Origin of the sequence: Stenotrophomonas sp. Bg11-02, from assembly GCF_002836635.1 — a bacterium.
In the GTDB taxonomy this organism is placed as follows: domain Bacteria; phylum Pseudomonadota; class Gammaproteobacteria; order Xanthomonadales; family Xanthomonadaceae; genus Stenotrophomonas; species Stenotrophomonas lacuserhaii.
Genome location: NZ_PJAY01000012.1, coordinates 1 through 9,734 on the forward strand (window position 1 = coordinate 1; position 9,734 = coordinate 9,734).

10 protein-coding genes are annotated in these 9,734 nt (G+C 66.4%); 3 read left to right on the plus strand and 7 right to left on the minus strand.

Translation table 11 applies throughout. The annotated features are described in order from the left end of the window. Nucleotides 1–145 precede the first annotated feature (145 nt). On the minus strand, nucleotides 146–625 hold the full coding sequence (locus tag CXG43_RS01045; RefSeq protein ID WP_101098341.1) for a peptidylprolyl isomerase: 480 nt from the start codon (nucleotides 623–625) through the stop codon (nucleotides 146–148). A 117-nt stretch (nucleotides 626–742) separates the two neighbouring features. On the opposite strand from CXG43_RS01045, the gene CXG43_RS01050 reads away from it, so the two are divergent. From CXG43_RS01050 to CXG43_RS01060, 3 genes are all read left to right on the plus strand, one after another. Further along, nucleotides 743–1,279 (plus strand): C40 family peptidase, encoded by a 537-nt coding sequence (locus CXG43_RS01050; RefSeq protein WP_101098342.1) that lies wholly within the window; start codon nucleotides 743–745, stop codon nucleotides 1,277–1,279. Nucleotides 1,280–1,411: 132 nt separating this feature from the next. Next, nucleotides 1,412–2,182 carry a C40 family peptidase gene (locus CXG43_RS01055; protein ID WP_232767511.1) on the plus strand — a complete coding sequence of 257 codons (771 nt, stop codon included), beginning with the start codon at nucleotides 1,412–1,414 and terminating at the stop codon, nucleotides 2,180–2,182. Nucleotides 2,183–2,412: 230 nt separating this feature from the next. Beyond that, nucleotides 2,413–3,750: a sigma-54 dependent transcriptional regulator gene (locus CXG43_RS01060; protein WP_101098344.1), complete on the plus strand. Its 1,338-nt coding sequence runs from the start codon at nucleotides 2,413–2,415 to the stop codon at nucleotides 3,748–3,750. A gap of 12 nt (nucleotides 3,751–3,762) precedes the next feature. On the opposite strand, the gene CXG43_RS01065 is transcribed toward CXG43_RS01060, so the two are convergent. The 6 genes from CXG43_RS01065 to CXG43_RS01090 all read right to left on the minus strand — a co-directional run bounded on the left by CXG43_RS01065 (nucleotide 3,763) and on the right by CXG43_RS01090 (nucleotide 9,445). Further along, nucleotides 3,763–5,085, minus strand: coding sequence for a hypothetical protein (locus CXG43_RS01065; RefSeq protein ID WP_101098345.1), 1,323 nt, complete (start codon nucleotides 5,083–5,085; stop codon nucleotides 3,763–3,765). A 42-nt stretch (nucleotides 5,086–5,127) separates the two neighbouring features. Next, nucleotides 5,128–5,901, minus strand: coding sequence for a hypothetical protein (locus CXG43_RS01070; protein ID WP_232767512.1), 774 nt, complete (start codon nucleotides 5,899–5,901; stop codon nucleotides 5,128–5,130). Nucleotides 5,902–5,913: 12 nt separating this feature from the next. Beyond that, nucleotides 5,914–6,591, minus strand: coding sequence for a C39 family peptidase (locus tag CXG43_RS01075; protein WP_101098346.1), 678 nt, complete (start codon nucleotides 6,589–6,591; stop codon nucleotides 5,914–5,916). 179 nt (nucleotides 6,592–6,770) lie between these two features. Further along, nucleotides 6,771–8,282, minus strand: coding sequence for an adhesin (locus CXG43_RS01080; protein ID WP_182657138.1), 1,512 nt, complete (start codon nucleotides 8,280–8,282; stop codon nucleotides 6,771–6,773). A gap of 42 nt (nucleotides 8,283–8,324) precedes the next feature. Beyond that, entirely contained in the window at nucleotides 8,325–8,915 is a 591-nt protein-coding gene (locus CXG43_RS01085; protein WP_101098349.1) for a hypothetical protein, read from the minus strand. A 26-nt stretch (nucleotides 8,916–8,941) separates the two neighbouring features. Then, nucleotides 8,942–9,445: a hypothetical protein gene (locus CXG43_RS01090; RefSeq protein ID WP_332870922.1), complete on the minus strand. Its 504-nt coding sequence runs from the start codon at nucleotides 9,443–9,445 to the stop codon at nucleotides 8,942–8,944. Nucleotides 9,446–9,734: the final 289 nt, after the last annotated feature.

The following is a 9,734-nucleotide window of genomic DNA, read 5'->3' on the forward strand; positions in this document are numbered from 1 at the left end:
CCCATGGATGGGTTCACGGCGTGTCCTGCACAGCCACCCCGCCCCCCTAACAAGCAGCCCCGCAGCTGTTGCCGTTGATGTTGACGGACAAAAAAAACGACCCGCTTGCGCGGGCCGTTCGAGCCAATCCAGGCGCGCTCAGCACTCAGTGCTGGTGGCCGCCATCGCCGTGCACGTGGCCGTGCTGGATCTCTTCTTCGCTGGCTTCGCGCACGTCGATGATCTCCACGTCGAAGTGCAGGTCCTTGCCCGCCATCGGGTGGTTCAGGTCAACGTCGACCACGCTCATCCCGACCTTCTGCACCGTCACCGCGCGCGGACCGAAGTTGGTCTGCAGCACGACCTGCGCACCCGGCACCAGCTTCTCCTTGCCGAAATGCTTCTTCGGCACGCGCTGGGTCAGGCCCTCGCGGCGCTCGCCGTAGGCATCGGCCGAACCGACGTCCACGCCGAAGGTGGCACCGGCTTCCTTGTCTTCCATGGCCTTTTCCAGGCCCGGAATGATGTTGCCGTGGCCCACCAGGATCGCCAGCGGCTCACGGTCCTTGGAGGACTCGATCGGCTCCTGGCCGACTTCGGACACGGTGTAATGGAAACGGACGACGCGGTCTTTTTCGATCTTCATGCGCAACTCTGTCTGGTAACTGCCAAGGGCAGGCGGTGGGGGCGGGTTGCCGCCCGACGGGTACGCCGCCATCATGACGGCCTATCTGAGGTCGCGCATTATCCGGAGATCACGCACATGACGCCAGTTTCGACCGGACTGCGCCGTCGCGCCGCCGCCCTGATGTTGCTGATGGCGACCGCCGCCCTGGCCGCCTGCGGTGGCGGAAAGACCAGCCGTCCTGCCGCTGCGCCGCCGGCCACCCAGGTCTGGCCGAGCACCTCCCCGGCCAACCCGCAGCTCGCCAATGCCGTGCTGATGCGCGCCATCGGACTGGTCGGCACGCCTTACCTCTATGGCGGCAACACCCCGGAATCCGGCTTCGACTGCAGCGGCCTGGTCACCTATGTCTACCGCGAGATGGTCGACCTGAAGCTACCGCGGACCTCGCGCGAGCTGGCCGCCGTGCAGGGCCCGAAGATCGAACCCCAGCGTCTGGCGACCGGCGACCTGGTGTTCTTCGGCAGCCGAGGCAATGTCAGCCACGTCGGAATTTATGTAGGGGAAGGCCGCTTCGTGCATGCGCCAAGTTCTGGCGGAACCGTCAGGTTGGATTCCCTGGGCGGCCACTACTGGAAGGACCACTACACAGGAGCCAAACGCGTCCTGCACTAAGCTGAACAGGGGAAATGATCCAAAACGTGACGAACATCACACTCAAACAAACGAAACTTTAACGAAATTTGTACTTGTTCCACGCTTTGGCAGGGCATGATTGCCCATCGCTTCCAACCCTGTGACCGCCGAGTGACGACCGACGAACTGATACGTGAAGGCCAGCGCGCCGTGATTTCACCCCGCCTGACCCAGCGCATCAAGCGCGCCAGCCTGCTCTCCCTTGCCCTCGTGCTCACCAGCGCGCCGGCCTGGGCACAGAATGCACCGGCCACCCCGGCCACTGCCGAAGCCGCCGTCGCCGTTGTAAAAGCCAAGACCGACCCCGCACCGACGCGCAGCCGCGCCGATGCCGCCGCCAGCGCCACCCTGGCCGCCCTGCTGCCGCACCTTGCAGCCAATGACAGCATTCCCCTGATGGACCGCTCGGCGATGGTAGCCGGCGACCTCAGCCGCCTGCTCGCCAACTACGACACCAGCGCATCGGGTTCGATCGTGGTCGGCGGCGCCGAAGAGAACGGCAAGATCCAGTCGGTCCTGCGCCGCGCGATGACCCTGCTGGGCACGCCGTATCGCTGGGGCGGCAACACCCCGGACAGCGGCTTCGACTGCAGCGGCCTGGTCGGCTACGTGTTCCGTACCGCGCTGGGCGTGGAGCTGCCGCGCGTTTCCCGCGACATGGCCAGCGACCGCAACAACCAGCTGATCGCCGACCGCACCGCGCTGACCGAAGGCGACCTGGTGTTCTTCGGCCGCAAGGGTCGCGTGGACCACGTCGGCATCTATGTCGGCGAAGGCCGCTTCCTGCATGCGCCGAGCACCGGCAAGGACGTCCGCGTGGATACCCTGCTGACCGGCTACTGGGGCAACAAATTCATGCAGGCGCGCCGGGTCGAGCTGTAAGCGCCGCCATACCGCATCGCATGTTGAAAGCCGCTGCCCTGCAGCGGCTTTTTTCATGGGCGGCGCTTCGGCGCCATGGCCGCTGCCGGCTGCCGACCGCGTTCGTATGGGTATCCCCGGAATGGATCCGGTGGCGGTCGGACAGCCATGTCCGTCCGGGACGGCGGCGTGGGGGCGGCACGCACGTGTTCCTGAGTCGTCAGCCGCCCCTCTACAAGGACAGGTGAGGCATGGCGGCGGTCTCGGAGATTCAGTCACGATGTGTGATCTGGTTTGGCCATCCCCTGGTGGCCGAACGCGCTGCGCTGGCAGCCGCCGGCTGGCAGGTGCGCAACGTGGATCCGCTCAACGCCCAGGCCGTGGGCCTGCGTGCCCGCGACCAGCTGGTCGGCATGATCGACCTGCGCCAGATCCCCGCCGCTGCGCTCGGCGCGGTGCAGGAATGGATCCAGCAGCACGACCACCTGCCGCTGCTGGCAGTGCTGCCAGGCGGCATCAGCTCCCCCCCGCCCAGCTGGCAGCCGTTGCTGGACGCCTGTCCGCATCGTTACGTGATGCCACAGGACCTGGCCGGGCTGGTGGACCATCTGCAGCGCCACGACCAGGATACGACGACGGCAGCGGACAGCCCCGCGCAACGACTGATCGGTGACAGTCCGGCCCTGTTGGCCACCCGCGCATCGCTGTTCAAGTTCGCGCCGGTGGAACTGCCGGTGCTGGTCACCGGCGAAACCGGTACCGGCAAGGAACTGGCCGCGCATGCGCTGCATGCGATGTCAGCGCGCGCCGCCCACCCTTTCATGGCGGTCAACTGTGGTGCCATCCCGGCCAACCTTGTGCAGTCCGAACTGTTCGGGCATGAGCGCGGCGCCTTCACCGGTGCCGCGCAACGACGGCTGGGCCTGTTCGAAAGCGCGAACGGCGGCACCGTGTTCCTGGATGAAGTAGGCGACCTGCCGCTGGATGCGCAGACCAGCCTGCTGCGCGTGCTGCAGGAAGGCACCATCGAACGCGTTGGCAGCAGCCAGGCACTGCGGGTGGACGTGCGCGTGCTGGCCGCTACCCACGTGGATCTGGAACAGGCGGTCGCGCAGGGGCGCTTCCGCCGTGATCTTTTCTATCGCCTCAACGTGCTGCGGCTGGCGATGCCGGCGCTGCGCGAACGCAGCGGCGACGTGCTGGTGTTGGCCGAACATTTCCTGCGCCAGTTCCGTGCCCGCCATCCGGGTCGCGCACGCGGTTTCAGCAGTTGTGCACGCCAGGCGATGCAGCGCTTCGACTGGCCGGGCAACGTACGCGAACTGCTCAACCGCGTGCAGCGCGCGGCGATCGTCGCCGATGGCGAGCTGATCGAACCGTCCGACCTGGACCTGGTGGCCACCCTGCCCGCCGCCGCCCGCGCCCTGCTGCAGGATGCACGCGAGCAGGTGGAACGCGAGCTGCTGATGCAGGCGCTGCGCGAGCACGAGTTCAACGTGTCCGCCTGCGCACGCCACATGCAGGTCTCGCGGGTCACCGTGTACCGTCTGTGCCGCAAGCACCAGGTCGAACTGCCCGCACTGCGCTGACGCGTTGCAGGATCACAGCATGTACGGCACCTTGAACGCCAGGGTGAAGTCCGGAGCGTCCGGCGTCAGTCCAATGCCGAGCAGACTCACCAGCGTGGTCTTCTGGTTCAGCGCATAGGTGACGCCCAGGTTGAACGTCGCCGCGTTGGCATCACTGCCGATCACTTTCATCCACTGCCCGTTGCGGTAACGGGTGGACGCACGTGCGCTCAGTTTGTCACTGAAGGAGATGCTCAGGCTGGTGCGCTCGTTGAACGCGAACGCCACGCCGGCGCCGAAGTAGTAGGACCCGCCGAGCTTCACGTCACCGGGATTGACGGTATCCGGATTGCCGTCGAGATCGTCGAAGCTGGCTTCGAAGGAATGGATGTAGCCCGCATTGGCGAACAGGATAGCCGGGTCGGCGGTCTTGACGATGGACAGGCCCACGTTGGCCTGCCACACCCCGTTACCGGTGGGCTGCTCCTTGGGCACGGCGAAGCGGATGTAGTCATCGTCATCGCGCTCCAGCACGGTCCAGTCCACGCCATAGGGCTCGCGTCCTGTGGGCGCGGTCACGCCTGCGGTCAGCACCGTTTCCGGCTTCCAGCCACGTTCGCCGAACAGCCGGTAGTTGGCGCTCAGGCCTATGTCGCCGATGCCATTGCCACTGGTTTCCTCCTCCGCCACCGCCGCCGCTGATCCGCCCGCCCCGCCCTTCTGGTAGACCGTCCTGCGTGCCACCCACGGCACGTCCATGTTGACGGTCAGGTTGGGGCTGACACCCCAGCGCGCGGCCAGGTTGTAGGTCAGCGAATCGGATTCGACGTTCTCGATGCCGATGTTGCCGAGGAAGATCGCATCCAGGGCGAGGAAGCCGTTGAGGGTCAGCTGCTTTCGGTCGTAGCGCGCGTAGGTCAGGCTGTTTTCGACGGTGAAACGCCGCGAGAACAGCGCCTGCTGTTGCTGCTTCACATCGTCCACGCTGCGCCGCGCCGCCTGCTTGGCCTGCTGCGCTTCCGCTGCGCTGCTGGCGTAGCCGCCTTCGGTCCCGGCGGTCGCCGCGGCCGGCGCCCGTGCCGGTTCGGGTGGCAACGGGGGGCCCTGCTGCGCCACGCCGCCGGCCTTGCCGGACAGCCGCGCCTGCATGGCCTGCACCTGCATGTCCAGCTCGCGCAGGCGACGGACTTCCTGCGCGTAATTGGCCTTCAGCGTTTCCAGCTGGGCCATCAATGCCTGTACATCGGCCTGCTCGTTGCCGCCCGCCGTGGCCGGCTGGGCGTGCGCGTTGTCGGCGAACACGATCCAGGCCAGCGCCGCCAGCGCCAGCGGGGTGATGCGGTGATTGGTGTGCATGTCCTTCGTCCGTTGAGTGCCATCCCCCTTGCCGCGCCTCTGTCACTGGCCCGGCCCGATCCCGCGTGTCAGCGCCATCGCCTGGGCGATGTTCTGGGTCAACGGGGTATTGCTCGCCATGCTCTGCCTGACCAGTTCGATCTGCAGCCGGTTGCTGACCTGTTGTGCATTGCCGCCCAGCGCGATGGTCTGCCCGACGCTGCCGCTGCGGATCCATTGCTGCACCGCGCCCACGCCTTCCAGCTGCAGTTCCAGCCGGGCCTGGTTGTTGTCGAAGGACGCGGTGGCGCTGGCGCCGCCCTGCTGTGCGGTCGCGCTTCGCGCACCACCGTCGGCGACGGCGGGTACCTCGCCATCACGGATGGTCAGCGAGGTCACGTTGCGCGCACTGTTCTCATCGCCCGCGACCTGCACGCTCTGCACCAGGCCGGACACATTCGCCAACCCGCTGCTGTCCACGCTGGCAATGGCCGCGCTGGCGGTGTCGGCGGCCGCCTGCGGCAGCGGCGCATCGGCCGCGGTGACGCTGACGGTCGGGGTGAAACTGACCTTCGGCGTACCGCCCTGGCGGAAGTCCATGCCGAGCTTCAGCGCGCCTTCCATCGCTGCGCCGCTGGATGCCTGCCACTGCGATGCCATGGTCACGCCGAACCAGGCGACATTGTTGCCGCCCACCGTGTAACGACCACGCATCAGGTTGAGTTCGGGATCGGGTATTTCGGTCAGTCCCTTGCCGCTGCGCTTTTCCTGCGCGTGCAGCGCAGTGGGCAACAGGACAGCCAAGGCGCTGGCAATGACGATGAGGCGCATGTTCATGGTGGAACTCCTTCAGAACAGGTCGGCGTGGCTGAAGCCGAAGTCGACCAGTTCGGCATCGGTGATGGGGCCCTGCCGCGCATACAGCGCGCGTGCACTGGGCCGTTCGCTGGGTTGCAGCAGCACGGTGTTGCGATCGAAATCACTGCCGATCACGATGAAGACCGCGCGTGACGGCCAGGCCTCCAGGAATTCCGCCAGCGGCACGCTGCGGTTGCCGAGGATCGGATCAGCCACTTCGACGAAGTCGCCGCGGACTTGTTTCATGACCACGAAATGGCGGAAACCACGCACGTCCATCAGCACCAGGCCAGGAACGCGCAGGTTGCGCAGGCGGGCTTCGTCAACGCGGTAGCCGCGCCCACGCATGCCCATCGATTCAACGTAACGCTTGATGTCCAGCAACGAAAAACCACGGTCGCGTACCAGGGTCTGGTCGGACACGTTCATCATCCCTTCGATCACCGTAGCCTCGTCGGCATCCAGGTGATAGGCGTATTTGAGGATGGTGGCCAGCGCGGCGGCGCCGCAACTGTAATCGGTGTGCTGGCGGACCAGGTGGCGGAAGCGCCGCTCCTGCATGCTCTCCACGCGTTGCTGCAGCAGGCCGCCATTGGGCAGGACGCCACTGAAGGCCACGTCGCCGGCACGTACCGGCGCGGCGCACGCCATCAGCATGAGCATCAGCATCAGGCAAGGCAACAACACAGTGGACCCGGATACACGCATTGCAACGGCTCCTACCAAGGTAGGAGCCCCTGCCCCAAAGGGGGGATGGGACAGGGGCTCCCGGGGAGCCCGGTCATTGGCGGATGACCGGGTTTGTTGCGCTCAACGCAGCAAGCCTGCGAAAGCGGTCACGCCAGGTGTTACTCGCCGCCGCCGCCGCCCGGGGTGCCGCCGCCGGTCGACGGCTGCGCCACGGCCAGGGCCAGGCTGTTGGCCTGCAGGTTGCCGGTGCCGGAGGCCACGTTCACGCCGATGTTGCCCGACGCATTGGAGAACGCACTGCCGGACAGGCCCGCGGTGTTGGTCGCATTGACCGCCACCCAGCGCGAGGTCCGCACGGTGCCACTCAGGCTGGCGTAGAGGTCGGCCACGCCCAGTTCGACGAACTGGCTGGTGCCTTCCTCGTCCGTGTCGAAGGCGATGCCGCCCACGCCGTCACGGTACGGGTTGTCGGTGGCGTTCTGGATCTCGTTGTCCAGGTCGATGTGGCCGGTGCTGTCACCGCTGGTGTGCGGCAGCGCGCCATCCCAACTGTCGAGGTAGTAGTTGTCCTGCTGGTAAGCGTTGCCGGTACCTTCATAGGTACCTGCACCGAAGGCCAGCGTGGCACCTGCCACACGACCGCGCAGGCTGACTTCAGTGGTGTCACTGAAGCGCTGCACGTAGCCGGCGTTGGACACCGAGTTGCCACTGGAGACCTGGTTGGACGAGATGCTCGACTGCGCCATCGCGGCGGTGGCGACCGAGGCGGCCAGCGCGTTCTTCTGCGCGTTGTTGTTGCCCGAAGCCACGTTCACCCCGATATTGCCCGACGCGCCGGAGAACGCGTTGCCACCCAGGCCGGCGGCGTTGGTGACGCCTTCGTTGAGGGTGGTGTTGCCGCCCACGGCCTGGTGGACGAACACTTCCGCATCGGCCATGCCGAAGCTGAAGGAGGCATCGGCCGCAGACAGCGAAGCGGCGTTGTCCTGTGCGTTGTTGTCACCGGCGGCGACGTTGAAGCCCAGGTTGCCCGATGCGCCGGACGCCACGTCATCGGAGATCGACGCGGTGTTGTCCAGCATCTCGTTGGAGGCTTCATTGGCGCTGATCGACTGACGGTTGTCGATGACCGCGATGGCGGCGGAGTCGAGATCGATGTCGCCGGTGATTTGCGGATCACCCGAGAAATTGATGTCCGAGCTCAGGCGCAGGTCCTTCTCCAGGTTCACGTCCACGCCGTGGTTGTTCTTTTCCTTGCGCTCGTCGGCCGAGATGTTGCTGGTCTCGTTGACCGATACGTCGCGGGTGTGATCAACGTCGGAGTAGTCGACGTTGGAACGGCTGGTGTTGGTCGTGGTGCTGGAGTACCGCACGTTCGAGGTGGTGTTGGCGGTGTTGTCGGTGGTGCTGGTGTTGTTGGTGGTATTGGTGTTGCGGGTGGTGTTGCGCACCACGTTGCGGGTGTCGTTCACCGTGTCCGTATCGGTGTCGGTATTGCTGGTCACGTTGTTGCGGGTGACATTGCGGGTGTCGTTCAACGTCCAGTTTTCATTGACGTTGTGGTTGTGGTTGATGGTGGCGCTTGCGTTCTGGTCATCCGCCGCGTGTGCGGTGGCGACCACGCCAGCGATGGCCATGGCGAGTACAGTCCCTTTAACGATCGCTTTCATGGTGCCTTCTCTCTCATCAGTGGTGTAACGGGTGGGTACCACTCACGGGTTGCCGTGCACGGACATACCGAGGATGTTGGCCGTGTCATTTCCTGCGCCCGCGATTTGATTGAGTTGCAGGACACCGTCGAACCCCTGCATCGCCGACGCTGCCACGCCGACGCTGCGGGTGCCCGCGGCCAGGCCGTTGCCGGCCCTGCCCTGCCCCCCTGCTGACGCGGTCACGCTCGATTCGGCCAGGGCCTCATCGTCGGACTCGCGTATTCCTTCCCGGGCCAGCGTCGCGCGCACCATGTTCATGCTGGTGTTGGCGATGCCGCTGGTCTGGTTGATCGTTGCGATGCCATTGGCGTCCTGCAGGGCCTGGCCATCGAGGTGCGCGCTGGCGTGCAGCGGTCCGTCCAGCAGCACGCTGTTGCGCGATGAGGTGCTGCGCGCATCGATATCGACCCGGGCCTGGTTGCCTTGGGCCATGCCCACCAGGTTGGCCTGGGTGTTGATGTCACCGGCCACCTGGTTGACCGCGATGGCACCGCTGGCGCCGGCCAGCGCGCGGCCGTCGATGCGCGACTGGTTGAGGTAGCCGAGCATGCCGGCGTATTCGTCGGCCTGGGCCAGCGCCGGCAGCAGCATGGCGAGGAGCAGCAGCGCGCGCGTCTTCACTTGCCACCTGCCGGGGCGCCCATCGGGAACTGCGCCAGGGCGCCGCGCACCGTATCGCCGATGCCGCGCGTGGTGTTGCCGACCGCGCCCAGTGGGCCGCTCATCGCCCCGCTGATCTGGTTGCCGGAAATGATGCCGCCGTTGGAACTGCCGAGCCGTCCGACCGCCCCGCCCAGTGCGGTGCTGGTGACCCGTTCGACGGTGGTGGTCCCGGCATGCGGGGTGTGGACCGCCTGGCCCGCGCCGAGGCCAGCGAAGTCATCGTCGCTGAGTTCGGCCATGCCATTGGAGGTGCCCAGGGCGGCGCCCACTTCGCGCTGCGGCGACGGATCGGCGATCAGCGCCACGCCGGGAGGGGCGGGCCGGTAGGCGGTGCGGGTATGCACATCGCGCAGGAGCACGATCTCGCCGGGCTTCTGGGTGACGCCCTGGCGGGCACCGGAGGCATGCACCAGCACCGGGCATGCGGCCAGCGCGGCCACGCTGGCTACCAGAAACATCCTGCGCTTCGTGCTGCTGTCCATGCCGCTCTCCCGTTACGTATGGGGAGGGAGGTCGCAGCTTTCGTGCCAAGTGCGCAGGGCCCTGAAACAAAGGGATTCCGGCTGGAAACAGGGGCCCTGCTGGATGCCGACCTTTACACATCGCTCGAGCGCAGCATGTGCCTGAATCCGCAGGGAGGCCCGCTGCGCCTGGCCGGCGCCGGGGTGTAACAACTCTGTTACAGGTCATGACACAACCGCGTACGCCCCCGCTTCAGGTATCGGCCCTGCCTCGGGAGTGACGGCC